General features: G+C 56.7%; 26 protein-coding genes. 23 read left to right on the forward strand and 3 right to left on the reverse strand.

The window, feature by feature from the left end:
* The first annotated feature begins 505 nt into the window (after positions 1–505).
* The 7 genes from Q5Z11_RS07080 to Q5Z11_RS07110 are packed head-to-tail and all read left to right on the forward strand — an operon-like array spanning position 506 to position 5,224.
* The gene (locus Q5Z11_RS07080) at positions 506–742 is read left to right on the forward strand and encodes a hypothetical protein (RefSeq protein ID WP_303749331.1); all 237 of its coding nucleotides are present in this window, start codon (positions 506–508) and stop codon (positions 740–742) included.
* Positions 743–762: 20 nt separating this feature from the next.
* The gene (locus Q5Z11_RS07085) at positions 763–2,652 is read left to right on the forward strand and encodes a DUF262 domain-containing protein (RefSeq protein WP_303749332.1); all 1,890 of its coding nucleotides are present in this window, start codon (positions 763–765) and stop codon (positions 2,650–2,652) included.
* Between the two features lie 3 nt (positions 2,653–2,655).
* A complete protein-coding gene (locus Q5Z11_RS07090) occupies positions 2,656–2,946 on the forward strand; it encodes a hypothetical protein (protein WP_303749333.1) in 291 nt (96 codons plus the stop codon).
* On the forward strand, positions 2,892–3,440 hold the full coding sequence (locus Q5Z11_RS07095; RefSeq protein ID WP_303749334.1) for a hypothetical protein: 549 nt from the start codon (positions 2,892–2,894) through the stop codon (positions 3,438–3,440). The genes Q5Z11_RS07090 and Q5Z11_RS07095 overlap by 55 nt, the downstream gene beginning before the upstream one ends.
* On the forward strand, positions 3,437–3,874 hold the full coding sequence (locus tag Q5Z11_RS07100; RefSeq protein WP_303749335.1) for a hypothetical protein: 438 nt from the start codon (positions 3,437–3,439) through the stop codon (positions 3,872–3,874). Before Q5Z11_RS07095 ends, Q5Z11_RS07100 begins: the two co-directional genes overlap by 4 nt.
* A 10-nt stretch (positions 3,875–3,884) precedes the next feature.
* Complete coding sequence (locus tag Q5Z11_RS07105) at positions 3,885–4,859, forward strand: SOS response-associated peptidase family protein (RefSeq protein WP_303749336.1); 975 nt, start codon at positions 3,885–3,887, stop codon at positions 4,857–4,859.
* Positions 4,856–5,224 (forward strand): hypothetical protein, encoded by a 369-nt coding sequence (locus tag Q5Z11_RS07110; protein WP_303749337.1) that lies wholly within the window; start codon positions 4,856–4,858, stop codon positions 5,222–5,224. The genes Q5Z11_RS07105 and Q5Z11_RS07110 overlap by 4 nt, the downstream gene beginning before the upstream one ends.
* 5 nt (positions 5,225–5,229) lie before the next feature.
* Here the strand turns inward: Q5Z11_RS07110 and Q5Z11_RS07115 are convergent, their stop codons facing one another.
* Positions 5,230–5,871, reverse strand: coding sequence for a DUF6988 family protein (locus tag Q5Z11_RS07115; RefSeq protein ID WP_303749338.1), 642 nt, complete (start codon positions 5,869–5,871; stop codon positions 5,230–5,232).
* 85 nt (positions 5,872–5,956) lie between these two features.
* Positions 5,957–6,382, reverse strand: coding sequence for a helix-turn-helix domain-containing protein (locus Q5Z11_RS07120; RefSeq protein ID WP_303749339.1), 426 nt, complete (start codon positions 6,380–6,382; stop codon positions 5,957–5,959).
* A gap of 427 nt (positions 6,383–6,809) precedes the next feature.
* Between Q5Z11_RS07120 and Q5Z11_RS07125 the strand changes: the two genes are divergently transcribed.
* From Q5Z11_RS07125 to Q5Z11_RS07165, 9 genes are all read left to right on the forward strand, one after another.
* A complete protein-coding gene (locus Q5Z11_RS07125; protein WP_303749340.1) occupies positions 6,810–7,319 on the forward strand; it encodes a hypothetical protein in 510 nt (169 codons plus the stop codon).
* A gap of 176 nt (positions 7,320–7,495) precedes the next feature.
* Positions 7,496–7,912 (forward strand): hypothetical protein, encoded by a 417-nt coding sequence (locus Q5Z11_RS07130; protein WP_303749341.1) that lies wholly within the window; start codon positions 7,496–7,498, stop codon positions 7,910–7,912.
* Positions 7,913–8,108: 196 nt separating this feature from the next.
* Entirely contained in the window at positions 8,109–8,729 is a 621-nt protein-coding gene (locus tag Q5Z11_RS07135; RefSeq protein WP_303749342.1) for a hypothetical protein, read from the forward strand.
* Between the two features lie 30 nt (positions 8,730–8,759).
* Complete coding sequence (locus tag Q5Z11_RS07140; protein ID WP_303749343.1) at positions 8,760–9,203, forward strand: hypothetical protein; 444 nt, start codon at positions 8,760–8,762, stop codon at positions 9,201–9,203.
* A gap of 172 nt (positions 9,204–9,375) precedes the next feature.
* The gene (locus Q5Z11_RS07145) at positions 9,376–9,519 is read left to right on the forward strand and encodes a hypothetical protein (protein ID WP_303749344.1); all 144 of its coding nucleotides are present in this window, start codon (positions 9,376–9,378) and stop codon (positions 9,517–9,519) included.
* Positions 9,516–9,749 carry a hypothetical protein gene (locus Q5Z11_RS07150; RefSeq protein ID WP_303749345.1) on the forward strand — a complete coding sequence of 78 codons (234 nt, stop codon included), beginning with the start codon at positions 9,516–9,518 and terminating at the stop codon, positions 9,747–9,749. The genes Q5Z11_RS07145 and Q5Z11_RS07150 overlap by 4 nt, the downstream gene beginning before the upstream one ends.
* Positions 9,749–9,949, forward strand: a complete 201-nt coding sequence (locus Q5Z11_RS07155) for a hypothetical protein (RefSeq protein ID WP_303749346.1) — start codon at positions 9,749–9,751, stop codon at positions 9,947–9,949. Before Q5Z11_RS07150 ends, Q5Z11_RS07155 begins: the two co-directional genes overlap by 1 nt.
* A gap of 259 nt (positions 9,950–10,208) precedes the next feature.
* Positions 10,209–10,739: a hypothetical protein gene (locus Q5Z11_RS07160; RefSeq protein ID WP_303749347.1), complete on the forward strand. Its 531-nt coding sequence runs from the start codon at positions 10,209–10,211 to the stop codon at positions 10,737–10,739.
* A 316-nt stretch (positions 10,740–11,055) separates the two neighbouring features.
* The gene (locus Q5Z11_RS07165; RefSeq protein WP_303749348.1) at positions 11,056–11,367 is read left to right on the forward strand and encodes a hypothetical protein; all 312 of its coding nucleotides are present in this window, start codon (positions 11,056–11,058) and stop codon (positions 11,365–11,367) included.
* Here Q5Z11_RS07165 and Q5Z11_RS07170 read toward each other — a convergent pair.
* Positions 11,364–12,179, reverse strand: a complete 816-nt coding sequence (locus Q5Z11_RS07170) for a hypothetical protein (protein ID WP_303749349.1) — start codon at positions 12,177–12,179, stop codon at positions 11,364–11,366. The two genes, Q5Z11_RS07165 and Q5Z11_RS07170, sit on opposite strands and share 4 nt — an antisense overlap.
* A gap of 179 nt (positions 12,180–12,358) precedes the next feature.
* Here Q5Z11_RS07170 and Q5Z11_RS07175 point away from each other — a divergent pair, with 179 nt between their 5' ends.
* The 7 genes from Q5Z11_RS07175 to Q5Z11_RS07205 all read left to right on the forward strand — a co-directional run bounded on the left by Q5Z11_RS07175 (position 12,359) and on the right by Q5Z11_RS07205 (position 16,488).
* Entirely contained in the window at positions 12,359–12,652 is a 294-nt protein-coding gene (locus Q5Z11_RS07175; RefSeq protein ID WP_303749350.1) for an immunoglobulin domain-containing family protein, read from the forward strand.
* A 466-nt stretch (positions 12,653–13,118) separates the two neighbouring features.
* Positions 13,119–13,613 carry a hypothetical protein gene (locus Q5Z11_RS07180; RefSeq protein WP_303749351.1) on the forward strand — a complete coding sequence of 165 codons (495 nt, stop codon included), beginning with the start codon at positions 13,119–13,121 and terminating at the stop codon, positions 13,611–13,613.
* Between the two features lie 536 nt (positions 13,614–14,149).
* Positions 14,150–14,329 (forward strand): hypothetical protein, encoded by a 180-nt coding sequence (locus tag Q5Z11_RS07185; protein WP_303749352.1) that lies wholly within the window; start codon positions 14,150–14,152, stop codon positions 14,327–14,329.
* Between the two features lie 12 nt (positions 14,330–14,341).
* Positions 14,342–14,485, forward strand: coding sequence for a hypothetical protein (locus Q5Z11_RS07190; protein WP_303749353.1), 144 nt, complete (start codon positions 14,342–14,344; stop codon positions 14,483–14,485).
* 971 nt (positions 14,486–15,456) lie between these two features.
* Positions 15,457–15,846 (forward strand): DUF6573 family protein, encoded by a 390-nt coding sequence (locus tag Q5Z11_RS07195; RefSeq protein ID WP_303749354.1) that lies wholly within the window; start codon positions 15,457–15,459, stop codon positions 15,844–15,846.
* Between the two features lie 186 nt (positions 15,847–16,032).
* Positions 16,033–16,206, forward strand: a complete 174-nt coding sequence (locus tag Q5Z11_RS07200) for a hypothetical protein (RefSeq protein WP_303749355.1) — start codon at positions 16,033–16,035, stop codon at positions 16,204–16,206.
* Between the two features lie 6 nt (positions 16,207–16,212).
* Entirely contained in the window at positions 16,213–16,488 is a 276-nt protein-coding gene (locus Q5Z11_RS07205; protein ID WP_303749356.1) for a hypothetical protein, read from the forward strand.

The following is a 16,488-nucleotide window of genomic DNA, read 5'->3' on the forward strand; positions in this document are numbered from 1 at the left end:
GCACAAACTCCCGGTAGGTTTCCGGATCCGGTGGGTTCTTCCGCCGATGACGCCTGACATTGCAAAGCCAGCACGCCGCGGAAATATTTACACCCCCTTGGCCCCCGTCGCGCTTGGCGACCAGGTGCTCAGCGGTGCACCGGAGAGGGTTGGCGGTTTTAGGACGTAGGCCTAGTGGTGCTAGCTCCTCAGGAGAGGCTCGCCACATGGGCAGGTTGCAGTAGCAGCAACGGCCACCTTGGGCATTGAAGGCGGCATTTCGGGCGGATTTGTAGCGGTTTGGCATATGCAGGTTCCAGGACGGGAGCGAGGGGGGTTGTTCTCCCAACGGCTGTTTACAGTCCGATTGGGCACCTGGCGCCGTATGGGCATATGCAGGCTGAAACGCTGGCGATTTATCGACCAACGTGAAGCGCGGCGGTAGGGGCCAACGCTTACCACTGGCGGTTTTCCGGCCAGCGGGCCATTTATCGCGCCAGAGCGTGCCCGATGTCAAGATAGGGCCATGAAGACCCGTGCTGAACTCGCCCACCTCCTGGATGCTCTGGAACAGGCTCTGCCTGCCTTGGTGTCCGACCACCCTGATCCCGCGGACTTTTGGCCCGCCTTCGCTGGCCAAGCTGACCTAATCGAGGACGCCGCGGGGTCGGGGGACGACGCCTGCTATGTCCAGGATCGAATCGGGGCCATGTTGGGCAAGTTCGGGTTTGCCACCCTCCACATCGACGTAAGAGAACCGTAAGCAAAGGATCCAGGGGATACATGGACGCAAAAACCAATCAGCTTGACGCACTGTTCGACGGCAACAAGTTCTACCAGGTGCCGCTGTTCCAAAGGCCCTATGTGTGGGATGAGAAAGAGAACTGGGAGCCGCTTTGGGAAGACATCCAAGCGCTCCTGGACAAGCGGCTTCGCACAGGCAAGGCGCACCCACACTTCATGGGCGCCATCGTGCTCGAACAGGTGCCCAACCCCGCAGGTTCCATCGAGACACGCTTGGTCATCGATGGCCAGCAACGCTTCACCACCCTTCAAGTCTTCCTCATGGCAGCGCGCAACCTCTGTGCTGCGAAGGGTGCAGAGAAGTTTGCGGGTCGCTTCACGGGGTTGATCGAGAACGCGGCCAACCGTGCGGAGACCGAGGAGGAGAAGTTCAAGCTCCTTCCCACCAACTCAGACCGTCCTGCGTTCCGTCTGGTGTGCGAGTCGTCTTCCGATGCAGAGGTAGAGCAGGGGGCCAAGGGAAAGCCAGAGCTTCATGGCAGCCAGATCGTTGGCGCCTATCGCTATTTCAGCAAGCACCTGACCGACTGGGCTGCGGGCAAGCTGGATGATGAGGCCGATGTCGAGGCGCTATCCGGCAAGACAGTTGAGGACCGCCTGGAATGCATCTGGCTAGTGGTGCAGGACGGGTTGCAGCTGGTGGTGATCAACCTGACTGCGGGAGATGAAACGCAAGTCATCTTCGAAACACTCAATGCCCGCGGCACCGAGCTTTTACCGGCAGACCTCATCAAGAATTACCTGTTCCGCAAGGCAGCGAGGGTAGAGGGTGCGACGGAGAAGGATGTAGAAAAGCTCTACGCCAAGCATTGGGAGCGCTTCGACAGCAAGTTCTGGCGCGAACCCGTCCAGCAGGGGCGCATCTACCGCCCCCGCATTGACCTTTTCATCAACCACTACCTGTCCATGATGACTCGGGATGAGGTGAAGTCCACTCATCTGTTCAATGCCTACAAGAGCTTTGTAGATCATGCGGAGGCGGATCCAGAAGCAAGCATTCCGGTTCCCACGACACCCGCGGCCCATATCCAGCAACTGGCTCAATTCGGGGATATCTTCCAGGCGTTCTATGAGCCCAAAGACCATGACGCTTTGGCGCTGTTCCTACGGCGTCTGGAAGCGGTAGATACGGCCACGGTCTATCCGTTCCTCCTGTATGCCTATGCGAGCTTGATGCCAGACAACAAGGATGAGTTCGACAAAATCTTAGGCGTGCTCGAAAGCTTCCTGATGCGCCGCCTGATCACCAATTACACGACGAAGAACTACAACCGGCTGTTTGTGGACCTGATCAAGGCCGTTGAGAAGGCGGGCGGAGTGTCCGCGGCCACAGTCGCAGAGCAACTGGGCAAGGGCACTGGCGAGAGCACCAAGTTCCCAACGGATGATGAATTGCTCGTGGCGATCTTCGAGCAGGAGCTTTATGGCAGGTTGGCGCAGAAGAAGGTTCGTGCTGTGCTTGAAGCCTTGGATGCATTCTCCATGTCGAGCAAGAGCGAAGCGATCGCAATGCCATCGAAACTCACCATCGAGCATGTGATGCCGCAAACCTGGCTTACCCACTGGCCACTACCCGATGCTGCCCAGGTGGATGAGCTGACCAAGCAGAAAGCCATGGTTCGCCGTAGCGTGATGCTCAACACCTTGGGCAACCTGACCTTGATCACGGGTAAGTTCAATTCATCATTGCAGAATGCCTCCTGGGCCAAGAAGCGCCCGGAGCTCCTGACGTATTCCAAGATGAACCTGACTCGCTACTTCCATGCCCCGCACGCCGATGAGTGGCACGAAGACGCTATTCGCGCCCGCACTGAGCACTTGTTTGCTCAGTTGCTGAAGATCTGGCCGAGCGTTGCCAAGGCGGCCTGACACATGATGATGATTCAAGAGGCGGTGCTGGCGCTTGCGGGTTCTAGCACCATGCGCGCTGAGGGCATTGACGAGAACTTTGCCGCCCTGTTCGCCCGCAACATGGAAAACTTCGACGCGCTACCAGAAGGCGTGAGGACGAAGATCGCAGACCAGTTCACGGCAATGGCCCATGAGCTTTCCTACTCGGAAAGTGTGGCCAGGAAGCACAGCGAGGAGAAGGAAAAGGCGCTGGCCATATGGTTGAAATCCATCAATCTCTTGCTGGCCATGAACAAGGTTTGGACCAAGTGAGCATGGGTGGAAACTCCGAAAATCAGATCCGGCCGGACGAGGCCACCTTGGTGGCCACCAGGTTTGCAGTCTTGGTGAATGAGGGCAGGTGCTGGAAATGCGCCGAGCTAACACCCATGGCGGCAATATGGGTGCTGAGCTACACCGAGATTGACCATGAAGAGAACGACCACCTTGTCAGCCAGGATGCGGCCGTTTTGCACTATGTGGGCGGGATGACGGAGGAGGTGCACAGCCAGGTTCTTGCCGTAGCCCCTTGGCTTCGCTATGTCCATACGGAAGGGGCGGGCACCACCTATCTCGCCAACCACTGTGAGCGGTGCGATACGGTTCAGGGCGACTGGTTCGTATTTGGAGTGGATGGCCCCTTCTTTCCTCAGACAGCAGAAGAGGTGGCCAAGATCAAAGTGTTACCTGGGCAGGGCACGTTCCATGGTGTCGCCAGTCCATCGGTTTCCTCATGGATGGATGAGATAGCGAGACATGTGCAATGACAAGTTCACTTGATATTCCACACTGGATTGAGCGGATCAACCAGCTCAATGGATGGCTATGTGCGTTCCCAATGCCTCAGGAATATCGGGAACGAACCACTTTTCGTGAATTTCACGAGCTAGTTCAGGCCAAGCAATCTGAGCTGGGACTCACACCAGAAGTGATCGCACAGCTTCGGGATGTCGTGGGCAACTCAGACCTGGATTGGGCATGGCAGGAAGTCGGCATGACGGAGGACAACCGGGAGATGCTGTGCCCAACCTACTTCATAGATCTACCCATGAACTACTACTGGATGGACGAATACGAGCCCGTTATCAAGGCAGTTGATGACTACATGGATAGCCAGCCACCGGGTAAGAACATTCCGGACGAGGAACTACTGGAGGTCGTCCAAGAACACTTGCCGCCGCCCTCTCAGGCATCAAGTTAGAGGATTTTCAATGTGCTACTCCGCTGAAGCTTGGACTCTATACGACAACTACGTCAACGAATTTGGCGCAGAGATCGACATTGAAGAATTCTGGAAAGTCTATTTGCAGCGCGACGAGAAATACCGGATCCGCAAGAAGATGTCAGACGGGACGAAAATTCCCAAAGGCATGGATCTGAATTTTCTGCCTCCCAAATCGGAGGTAGGGAAGAAGATTCAGGAGCTTATCGCCGAGTGGAACGGACGCAAGCTTGCTGAGAGCGAAGCCGAGCTCGCCACCCAGGAAGCGCGCCTTGCCGCGGCCGAAGCAAAGTTGGCAGTAAAGGAAACCAAGACCGCGCTCAATGAGCAGCGGATCGCCGGCAACAAGATCAAGCAGATGAAACGCTGGATCGAGGACGCAAAGCGCACCAAGCACAAACCCGAGACCGATGACCGGATTTTTCCAGACTGGTATGCCCCGGTCCTTATCGTTGAGAACGGCAAGCGGGTTGTGCGTCCTATGCGCTACCACTGCCGGCCCGCAGGTATGGATCCCAGTATCGATCGCACCAAGACCGGCCAGGTCTCGGGCACCTACAACGCGAGGCGCGACAATCTCACGCGTTTCTGGCGGAACCAATTCGGTTACACCCATGGACTCATGCTCGCCGAGACCTTCTACGAGAACGTGGATGATGGGAAGGGCGGCAGCAAGGAGATCCACTTCCGGCCGCGAACTGGCGAGACAATGTATATCGCATGCCTGTATTCGCACTGGGTAGACCCCAAGGGCCAAGAGCCGGATCTATGGTCTTTCGCAGCGATTACCGATGAGCCCGAACCTGAGGTTGCCGCGGCCGGACATGACCGCACGATCATCAATATCAAGCCAGAACACGTCGACGCTTGGCTCAATCCTGATCCCAACAACTTGGACGCTCTGTTCGCTATCTTCGATGACAAGCGGCATCCGTATTACGAGCTGATCAAGGAAGCAGCGTGAGAAATCACAACCTCACTCCAAAACGCAAGAAGTTGGCGCCACTGGTCAAGGTCAAGCTGGCCTCAGGAGTGCTCGCTGCGGTCTTGTCTGAGAAGATTGATGAAAAGCAGGCAGGGGTGTTGCTGCGCGAAGCAACAGGAACACAGTGGTCATTGCTGACCTGTTTGCAATACCTATCCGGTAAGGAAGCCATTGCCGCCGTTGATGGCCTAGCTGAGAGCTGGAGTGAGGACGGTATGACCAAGGAAGGATTGCGGGCAGCTATCAAGGTGGCGGCGCATGCGGTGGCAAATTTCCATCCGAAGGGCAAATCCCTATGTGCGAGTGATCTGGCCCAAACGATGAAGGGCCTGCCCCTCGATTGATAAAGCTAGGGTTGCGGAGGTGCCGACTGAGGCACAAATCTAGCCCCTAGCTGGTCAAGGATCTCATGGCCGGTGGCAAGGTCATACTCGCCACCCAACATCACCATCACCTGAACTGCTGTGATTCCCACTGCTTGGGCATGGTCGATGGCTTGAACAATTTTGTCGTCGGGATATGAGGCACCAATTCCATTGCCGGCCATGTAGCCGTTGGCAATCTGGTTTCCACCGTGCGTGAAAGAGTGAAAGTAGTTGAAGGCGTTTTGATAGACCTCCGAGAAGATCTTGAACTGGTCAAATGGGGGGTGTGCCTCGATCTGCTGAGCCAGATTGCCCTTTGGCACGTTGTCGTGCTGCAGGAAGTCCAAGGCGCTGGCCTCATCGCCACAGAAGAAGAACCAGGACCCTCGCTTGATCTTGTCGTTCATGGGCCGGAGGAGGCTAAAAGCACTGCCTGCCAGTTCGCCGCCCAGGCTCGCCACCAAGTGGTTGATGGAAACAGCGTCATCGTAGGCGGCCCTCAGCAAAGCAAGAGCGGTCCGATGATGCTCCGGCATAGTCCCGGGCATCTTCAGCCTACTGGCTTGGTCGCCAGCGAACTGGAGATCTTGCAGGTTCTGATGGGCGCGCTGCTGTAGCGGGGACATAGCGTTACCGGCTGGACTAAGCATCAAAAATTGGAGTCATGGCAAAATAGAGCAGGTGCCATCCATGGCTCCATCATGCGCTGCTTCATTTCTCTAACGCTTCCAGCCGCGCCAGTGCCTCTTTCTTACCCAAGGCACGCAAGCCGACAAGGGCGGCGCGCTGTGCTTCCCGAGGCAATGCCTTATCCGCTTCCCAGTTGTAGATTGACTGGGCCGACGCACCGGCAAGAAGGCCGAACTCTGCGGCCGATAGCCCCAAGCGCTTCCTCATGGTCCGCAGACCCTTGGATGAAAAGCGGGTGTTGCCCGTCGATGAGGCTTCGGGAGCTGCCTTTGGGGTTTTGCCTGCCGCTTTCACTTGACGGCCAAGATCTGCAATCTGGCGTTTAAGCTCCGCGATCTCACGCCTCTGATTGGCCGATGCTTTGCGCAACGGATCAATCTGGGTTTTCATCTCCTTTCGGGCCAGGCGAGTGATCTCTTCTTTTATCACTGATGCAAGGTTTGGCATTCGTGTCCCTCGTGGGTTGGGATAGCGAGTCTAAGCGACTTGAAGCGATTGGAGAAATGCAGCGCTGAGCCCCTGTGATGGCTGCACTTTAACTTAAGACAAAGAGCGGTTTTCGGGCTTCGCCCAGGCTGACAAGCAACAGCGCTACGCCAGATGCACGTTAGGATAAATCCTACCTTTTATTGCGAGATATGCTGATTGCTCAACTATGGCAACAGCTTCAATCTATATTCGTCGCCACACCCAATGAATGAGAACGGATCAACGCCATCGACAGGAGTCAGGGGCGCCAGGAAGGGGGTTCAGGGACTAACAGCCCTGCTAGCAAGCGACCAAAGGCTCCCGCGAGGGGGCCTTTTTCCGTTAAGCCCTTGCGCTATCCCGGTTCTCCCCTTGAATGAGATGACCATTCAACTCGGAGGAGCCCATGAAAACCAATCTCGCCATTTCCCTGGCCATCTGCTTGTTAGCAGCTCCATTCATCGCCAGCGCTGAGAACTTCCCGCGCCAGAACGACCGGGGCTCCGTCGATAGCGTAGTGGTCGCCGCAATCGAGGCAGTAGAGGTATCCAAGCGAGCACTGATTGACTATGGCGTCTACGATATGGAAGCAGATCCTGCGAAGTGGACGATCATGCAGATCGCCGGCCGGGGCCACAACATGCAGCGGGGTAGCACGCCGGGCCTAGGGCCGATGTATTCCATGCGTTTCATCATGGATCGGGTCCGAGGAATTGAGAGCCAAGTGGTCAGCACTTTCCACGAAAAGCGTGCCATCCATTGCGTGTTAAATGATGAGAGCCGCTATGAGGCGCTTCCGGGCACCGTATACAGTGAAGAGGTGAAGTTCTGCCTTTCCCGCCCGGACTGGAAGGCCTATGAGGCTACTCCTGATGCTGCAGGCCTTGAAACCGAGGTCGGTTCTACTGCCCGTTGAAGCGGACCCTGTGACTGGGATGGACACTCCCAGTGCCTTTGCCTTAGGTGCGCAGCCTAGCCCGCTACCGGCCTGACAAGGCAAGCCTGCTCCACGATGTTGCGCCCCTTTGGGTGTCAGACCGGCGTATCGCTGGGCTTTCGTGCTTCCACCGGCTAAGGCCATGGGAGCACCACATGAACGCACAAGAGCTTCGCAGCGCGGCAGATCAAGACAACCTGGCACTCATCTGTGCCAGCTTTCCACTGCCCGAGCAGATCGTTCCACGCAGCCACTTCGATCCAACCTGGGCGTTGGAGAAGATCCCGGCCTCCCTGGATCGGCGTCTGGAAGCGCTGACGGCTAAGCTCGATCAGCACCGTCAGGAGCTCGCAGCAGATATCCAGCGCTACACCGACTTGCTGACTCGCAAGCTCGATGCCTTGTCTGACTACGACCTCACCATTTGCCACCAGGGAGATGTGGAGCAAGCTTTGCTCACGGCCCTTGGCTTGAAGACTGCCCACATCTCCTGGCATCGCTCGCACATCCAAGTGCTGGAAGCAGAGATGGCTTCCATTGAGCGCGATCGACCACAGCTGGCTCTCTTCTGAGGGCCTTTGGTCTCTAAGCAAGAGCGGTTATCGGGCTTCGCCCTTGGCGTGGAGAAACGCTACGCCACATACGAAATCGTGAGAGAAAGATCACGAAAATAGTTTGCAGAAAGATGGCGTTAGAACGTTGACATGTGAGCGGTAAGCCTTTTACTGGTTTGTATACAGATTGGTATACAAAACAGAAGGGGCAGGCATGAACACGATAGTTAAACGCAACGATGGCTGGAAAGGATCTAAGAAAGCGGCGCAAGTCGATAGAATAGATCAGCAAGCGAAGAAGTCGCTGATCGAATGCTTGAAGAAGAGGGACCACGACAGATTTCAGGAACTTGTAGACGGTGGATTAATTAGCGCGCACCAACCCATGGCGGTTGGCGCAACAGCAGCGTGCTTTACGCTGGGCTACACCAACTTTCAGTTTCATGCCAAACGCGGAACAGCTTGGGCCTTCTGGCCGCTATGGGACGCAGCCGGGTTCAACAAGGGCCAACTGGATTGGTATTTGTATGTGGCCGCAAAAGGCTATGACGGCATGCAGCACAAAGATGGTGCAGACGAACACTTGCGGATCGTGAAGCATCTGGCCTTCGTGGGTGCCTCACCCGATCGTTCGTATGCCAGTGGGAGCTACCTGTTCACAGCGCGAGGATGGGCGGGTGGCAATCTGCAATCACACCATCCTGGCTTGCTTGAGGCCATCGAGGCAGGTGAAGCCGCAAGGGATGCCATGTTTCGCGAAGGGCTCATGCATACGCGCGGGCGAACACGCCTGCCAGAGGGCAACTTGCCGCGCATATATTCGCGGTATGTCTAGTAGTCCAGTTTGAATCATATGCAGCCAAATATGAAAACTTCAAAAGAAAGCAATAAAGACTCCACGAGCAACGGTGATGGCTACAACGCCAGCGATGGCGGTGCGCCTATGAACGCCCTCAGGAAGCTCGCCGCAAAGATCAGGGCTTTCAAAGGGAAGTCTCGGATCGTTGACGCAGTGGGTCACACGCCGAACCCTGGAAGTTCGATGCGCGCCCAATGGCAGGCTTGGTTCGCAAATGGCTTCTTCCTGCAGCGAACGTCTTCTGGTTCAAACAAGTGGACGGCCGAGGAAATTAGTCGCCATTTTCAAGCTTTCGGATTCACGGGTAGCGGAAAAATGCTCATTCCATGGGGCGACTTCGAGGAGCGCACCCAATGTGAGAAGGAAGCAATCCAGGCACGATGGGATGCACGCTGCCTTTCAAGGTCTACAACCAAGGCCAGTGCGCCTGCAAAGGCGGTGCGTCTGTGAGCATAAGCACCAAGCCTATCCCCGTTCGCCTTCCTATCCCGCTTCATCAAGACATCGTTCGCGAGGCCAGGAAGCACAAGGTCTCCCGATCCGAAATCATGCGCCAGCTCATCCGTGAGGCTATGGCTGCGCGCAGATCCACCGCGACACCACACAGCAATAGGAGGACACCATGAAAAGCAAGTTCAAGACACCCCTTATCACCATCCTGGCCATCGGTGCCATGTGGGGCTTCATTTGGCTGGTGGAAGGCACCAACCATTCGGTCAACACTTTGGCTGAGGCTGCCCAGGGAGTTGAATGGAGCATCGAATGAGCAGCGCTCCGAAGAAGGACCGCTTTGGCATTCCTTACAACTCGCCCACCTGGCTGGAAGACAGCCAGAAGGCCTATGGCGAGGGGGTGGCTGACTTCTTCAAGCGTCGAGTTGCACGAGTGGCGGCGAAGGATCTACGAGAGCGCACCGAGGAAGCGGATCGCGAGGCCGATGATCTGGCCAGTAGGACTCAGGAAGCCGCGGCGGCACCGAAGGTGGTGCGCCTGTGATGGCCCTGCTCCAAATTGCATTCGCCATCCTCATGCTCGTCATTGGAGCGTCGATGGTGTTCGGGGGTGGCCTGGTGCTGATCGCTTGGACCCATGAGAGAAGGGCACGGCATGCAGTTGAAGGCCTGGGGATCTTCTTCACGGGATGGGTGTTCACCCTCAGTGCCGCGATCATCGTCTGGCTGGCGGTGAGCCAGTGAGCGGCGTTGCGGTCTTCAACATGAAGCTGACACCGCTTGGCATGACGGACCTGCTATCCGACAGCGAGATTGCCCAGGCAGTTTGCTCAACGGATGACCTAGTGGAGCACCTGACGCATATCGCCCGCCGCAAGCTCATCCGTAGGTTCCTGCGAGAGTGGCATCCGAACATCGCGCATGAGATCCAGGCGCGCTGGGATGCGAGGCGGCTGGCCAGGGCGACATGCAGGGTGCCGGCGCTGGCTAGGGTGGGGCGGCTATGAGCAGCAAGTTTCCTGGCTTCTCCGATTGCAACTTTGACTGGGTTCAGCAGTGCTATCAGATGTGCTTTTCCATGTTGAACGATGGCCTAGCCACTGAGGACGCGCAGACCATAACAATGGGACCGATTGAGGTGGAGCTTGCTTCACTGCTGGACCGGCATGACTACATCAGTGGGCTGACTGTCATCGGTCGCGAGGAGGAAGAAGCTCGCGAGCTAGACGATTGCCAGACGCGCATTGCGACCCTCTTTCTGTTTGCCGATCCCAATGCTATCAAGCCGGCGCTTTTGAAAATCCTACCCGTCGGGCGATCTATGGGTATGGACATCCCAGCACTGATCCCTTGGCTCATCAAACGCGGGATGCGCTTGACCCCGGAAGAGGCCTATCAGGTCATGTGCAACTTTGGAGCGGCGGGCCCGGACACCCTGACAGTCCTTCGCACGCGCCAGACCGACAACACGGCGATGGAAATTCATAACAGAACAGTGAAGGCGTCGGCGCCGGCAAGGGTGGGGCGGCTATGACGATCGATCGCTTCTGGTGCGAGCCAAAACTCCCCGGGTATGACGAGAAAGCGGCTTGGATCATCCCTCGCTTGAAAGCCCAGTTGGACACCTTCGATTTCCCACATGATGACTTTTGGGTGGAAGTCATGTTCTGCGAACTGATGATCAGAGCTAACGGAGAAGTTCCATCGGGGAACATGCGCAGGCTGGTTCGTGCGCGCTTAGACATGGAAGACCGCTTGCCGCCCCGTGAGCCAATCCTGGCCAAGTGGGAGGCCAGGAAGATAGCCAGGTCTACCCCTTGTGCTTCTGCGCAGGCAAGTCGAGGTCGCCTATGACCCGCTCTGCCCTCATTGAAAAGCTAACCCCCGGCAAGCGCTACACGCGCACCGATGACGCCACGCTCCAACCTGTGCGCGCCGGGCAATACCTGTTCGCCGCTACCACAACCAATGCCGGCTACTTCCTCCTCACGGACGAAGCTGGCCAGCTGCAACCCCTCACCACCGATCTGCTGGGCGCCCTGGTGCGGGAAGCCAGGTTCTACGGGGTGAAGCTTCGCAACATGCGGATCTTCGGCGCACGGGGTGGATGGAGCCGGGTGCCGGCCGGTGGGCGCTACTACGACATCGGCTATCTGAGCTAATTGGCCGAGGTAGCCGCGTGTTGCTCTTCCACCATGGACAAGTAGGCCTTGAAGGCTTGCAGTGCGCGGGCGTGCTCTTGTTCGAAGAGCGGTAGTAGCTCTGCCAACTGCATCGGCGATTGCTCACCAAACGACCATGACTCCATCGGCTTGTTGCTAAGCGGCTGGCCTGCGAGTTCGTCGAACACCTTCTCAGGCTTCACAACACGCTTCACAACGCTGATATGGCCCATGCCGATACCCCGTGGGTGGCCATGCTCATGCTTGTTTCGGAAGTCATCCGTTGCCTGGCTCAGCTGATCTTGACCCAGCACATTCAACTCAGCTGCCAGGGCAGGCCACGTGGCCCACTTTTCGCTCATGGCCTTGGCGGTCTTCATGCTGGAATGGCCGCCATCCCACTTCGGCATTCCCGCGGGCCAGGTCAGGAAGCGATTGGCATGGAAGGAGGTGGCCGTGGCGGCGTAGATCAGCCGGCCTCGAAGTGCTTGCGGGGCGCCTAGGCACAACACTGTATAGGGGCGCACATGCTCCAAGAGCAGGTTGTAGCGATCATCCTCAGGCACCCGCTCAAAGATCACGTGCCACGCGTGCAGGAAGCGGATGTAGCGCCCGAGGTCATTGATGGAGTTGGAGATCTCTCGCAAGGCGTCTTGCGCCACCGTGTGGAAAGGCATGGCCAGGATATTGAAGCTGCCACCCTCAAATGGACGAGGGTAGGGTGCAATCTCGAATAGGGGTGCTGCTCGTAGCTCCCTTCGAAACTCGGTGTAGAGCTCGATCGCCCTGTCGTCTTTGATGCTATCGACCATGGGTGTTATGTGCCTGAAAGCCTGCGACTGATGCTACCAGAAAAGGCGGTTTCCGGGCTTCGCCCAAGCGAACAAGCAACGGCGCTTCGCCTCGAAATATTTCAATGCCAGGGTCTTGCTAATTTCGACTCCTGCCTTTCACTGGATGTATAGCAATTGCTATGCAGCTAGGAGGGCAAGTGTCCAAATTCACTCTCAGTTTGACCCACTCATTCGACATGGACGATCAAGGCAACAAGATTGCCCATCGCATCCTGGTTCCCTCACGCCGTCCCAATGGAAGGCCGATCACCTTGGTCTCCAAGGACACCATAGACTGGAAAGCCTACTTCATGGGTGCTTGGGCGCCGATGGGTGTGGTGAAGCTACAACTGGGTTTCAAGAAGGATACGGATGTGCAGGGTTTGATGTGGGCCGTGCACGATCTTCTGGAAACGGTTGGGCCTCTGGACAAGGTTGCGGTGGCCGTATGAGCACGAATGAGCACGACTCAGAAAAGCGCACCACCGATTGGACCAAGACTGACTGGCCAGATCCAATCCTCTATGACGAACCCACCCAACCTCAAAGACCAGCGCAGTGGAGATACATGGTGCCAGCGTTCTTGCTGGGGGTGAGTTTCACATTGGTGCTCTTGAAGCTCCTGGGTGCGCTATGAAGGTGCCGGCACCCAAACCAAAGCCACAGCTGCCACCCATCCGAGTTGAGAGGGCTTTGTTTACGGCCCTCAAACGCAAGGCCAAGAAAGAAGGTCGCACTCTGACCGACGTGGCCCGTTGCGCCATGAGGGACGGCATGAACCTGCCATCAGGAGACGGCCATGGAGCGGAATGAATACCAGAGCCGCCCTGGATCCAACCCGTGGTTGGCGCTCGCATGGCTCGCCCTCTTAGTCGGTTTGCTGGCCTATACCTGCCTAGGTCGCATATGAGAGGTAATTTGGCCGTTGCCTTCGCTTGTGTGGTGCTGGGGGCGGTCCTGGCGTGCTCCATAGCCGCGCCGCGGCCGACGCCCGCTTGGGCCATCGATGCCCAGGCCAGCACTAGCGAGCGGCACCAAGTCATCCGTTTCAAGCGGGAGATCCAAGCTGGTAAACGGATCGATCGGGATGACCCCTATCTGCCGCCGCTGCTGGATGAGGAGGCCAGGCACGGGCGGGCGGAGAACTTTGATCGTTGCAAGGTGGCCGTGGATATCTACCTACAGACAGGGCAGGTGGTGCGGATAGGGTTCGATGACCCCACGACACTGTTCACCGTCCGGGTTGGAAGCCAGCGCTGGGTAGAAGAGGGTGCCGATGAGGTGGTCCTTGAAGACCTGGCTTGCTTCTTCGCCGCGGGCGACGTCAGGCGGGAGGTTGTGTTTCCTGTGCTGGACGAGCAGGGCAAACGACTGGGCACATGGCGCTACGGGCGCTATATCGAGGAAGCCTGATGGACAGTTGGAAGGAGCGATCCACGTCATGCCTTAGCCAAGAATATGCGGCATGGGGCAACTATCAAGAAGTGGTTCGCCTAGGTGCATTTCCGAATGAGAAAGCGCTGATTGACCAAGTTCATCTTGGCTCGCCCCTGGGCATGGCGCTATGTGAAGTGGTCCAGGCTGGTCACTCAATACGTCTCGACATCATGGCTGGTCCGCCTCAACGGGCTGACGCGCTCACCGCTGCCATTCGGTGGAAACTGAGTATGGATCGGCGTGAGCTCAATGAAGCTACGCCCTCTGTGGAGCTAGAAGCAAAAGCTAGGCGCTTGTAGAAGCAAGAGCGGTTTCTGGGCTTCGCCCAATCCTTAAAAAGCGAAGGAATATGGTGCATGAGCTTCGCCTGATGTTGGGCAAATTGTGGGCGAGTGAATGAGAGAAATGTCTCGAAAATAGTTGCAAAAAATGTAGTGCTGAAAGGTTGACAAAGTAGGGTGCTGCCTTAGCTTGAATACAAGAAAGAAATTACACCGACCAAGGAATAGCACATGGATCTGAACTCACTCACTGAAAGCGACCTCACTATCGAAAGCAAAATTTATGACGAGGACGGTGAAGAAGTTGGAACTGTGAAGTTTGGAGCTACCGCAAGAACAGCCTTCATCCTCTACATCGCACAGGAAACACGCGATGGGCTGATGATCCGTAAAGCCACGCAAGACAAGTAAAAGGAGCCGACCATGAAACATGCACTATCAGCAGCCGTAGCCATCAAGGAACTGGCGCATGACATCATCCAGGAGAACCTGGGCAACATCATCGTTGCGCTGGCTTTCCTGATCCCTGGCGTTCTGCTGTTCGCAGCGATTGCCACTTCCATCTAACTGAGCACAGCACCATGAGCACTTTCCAAATCATCCTCTGGGCCGCACCCGCCGCCATTTGCATTGGCTTGCTTCTGAACGCTTTCGTTGAGGATGTCGTTGAGAACGTTGGAAACTGGTTGCCCTGGTGAGTCTGGCAAAGAAAACTCCGAGAGGACGACACCCCATCACCCGCGAGCGAGCGGACGTGGTAAAGCGCTTCAAGCGAAGGTGCAAGAAGCTAGGCTGGACAACGGAAGGCGCACTCCGCCAGTTGATCCACAACTACCTGGCTAACCCATACCCATTCAAGTCGCGGGTTCAGGGTGGGCGAAGCAAGGGCGCCTTGCTAACGAGCATCCACGATGACGTGGACAAGGTGGTCGCATTTCGTGCTCACGCAGTAAATGCCGGCATCACCACTGGCGAAGCTATCCGCCAACTTGTGGCGAAAGACTTGGAGGGGACAAATGTCTAACTTCTTGAAGATTTGTGCCTTCGCATTTCTGCTGATCGTAGGTAGCCCGCCTTCCTTCGGTGTTGCGCTTGGCTTGGTGCACCTGTCAATTCGAATTAGGCCCTAGTCACGCCGCAGACCAATCAAAACGTAGCCTAGGCAAATTTTAGAAAACTGTGATCCTCGCTGCGCGACTGGGCCAATAGGTGCTCCGCACTCGATCACTGATCGACCCTTCGGGCTAAGTCCCTGGCTCGCATCCCTGCATAAGAACCTTCGCTCGTAGCCTCGCTGCGCGCCCCTCCATGGTCTTGCAGCCCCTACGTCCGGCTTCCACGGTAAAGGGTCGTTTCAGGGCCCGTGTAGTCGCGCCCAGATGAAGCCTGGCCACTCCGGCCCGCGCCAGCCCTTTCACTTAGCGGCTTGCCGCTAACCCTTGACCGCGCCGTGCTACGGGGCATTGGGTTTTCCATTCCAGTGCATCGCCACGCGCTGCCCTGGATAGGGCCAGCACAGACTAAAACCGGAGGATCCTATGTTCGACCACACCGATATCATTTTCAGCTACACCCGCGCCCAGGCCATCGCTGATGGGGTGCTGATTGACTTGACCGAAGAGGCAGCCAAGCACGGCTTCAGGATCCCCTTCGCATGCACCGAAAGCATCTGGCAGGAGATCGAGTGGGGTGAGCATGATAAGCCCGGGGCAGGACAATGCACGGAAGGGCGGCTTTACGATGTTCTGCACATGGCAATCCTCCGCGCATCGCAGGCGAAGGAAGCCAGCCAAGTTGAGGTCCAGGTTTGGATGGTGCCTTGGGCAGGAGACTCGATGGTGGGCAAGCTCTACACCTACAAGCTACATGTGGGACCTGGCGACCAGGGAGAGCCTGTCATCACTCTGATGCAGCTGCACGAAGATTGATGGGTTTACCTGTCAACCCACAAACGACCCCGCTCCGGCGGGGTTTTTCGTATCTGAATTGGCGAGACATTGCTCACGTAAATAGTTTGAAGAATGTAGTGCTAGATACGTTGACATTGGTTCACGTGGCCTTTCACTGGTTCTAACACATAGCAATTGCTATGCGTCCATCAAAGGAACCGACCAATGAAAATTAAGCACTTCACCCCGAGCACTTCACAGCTCACTCTCTTCGCTCAGTCAGTTGGCAAGGCAAGCCCGAAGTTCCCACCCGTTGAGTTCTCACGGGCTCACGACAAGAACAAGCGCATTGCACGGATCGCCCAGAAGATGCGTGCCCTGATTGATGGGTTGGCGTGAACCGCCATGTCAACTCATCAAGCGCCGCTACTGGTTTCGGCAATTCAACCAGTCTCGATAAAGGTTGTGCCAGTTCATGGCTATCTGAACGTCATGGTGGATCCAACAGAAGTCCTATCCAACCCTGACGCAGCAGACATGGTTGCCGAGGTCATCCGCGGCATTGCAGCCGGGAGAGGTGATGAAGCACTGATTTACGGGGCGTGTATCTCTGATGCCCTTTCCCATGCGCCACCGCTGGCTAAAGGCGAGCTCTTCATGTTCCACATCCCTCATCACTAA

Source organism: Stenotrophomonas sp. 610A2 (genome assembly GCF_030549615.1).
Taxonomy (GTDB): Bacteria; Pseudomonadota; Gammaproteobacteria; order Xanthomonadales; family Xanthomonadaceae; genus Stenotrophomonas; species Stenotrophomonas pigmentata.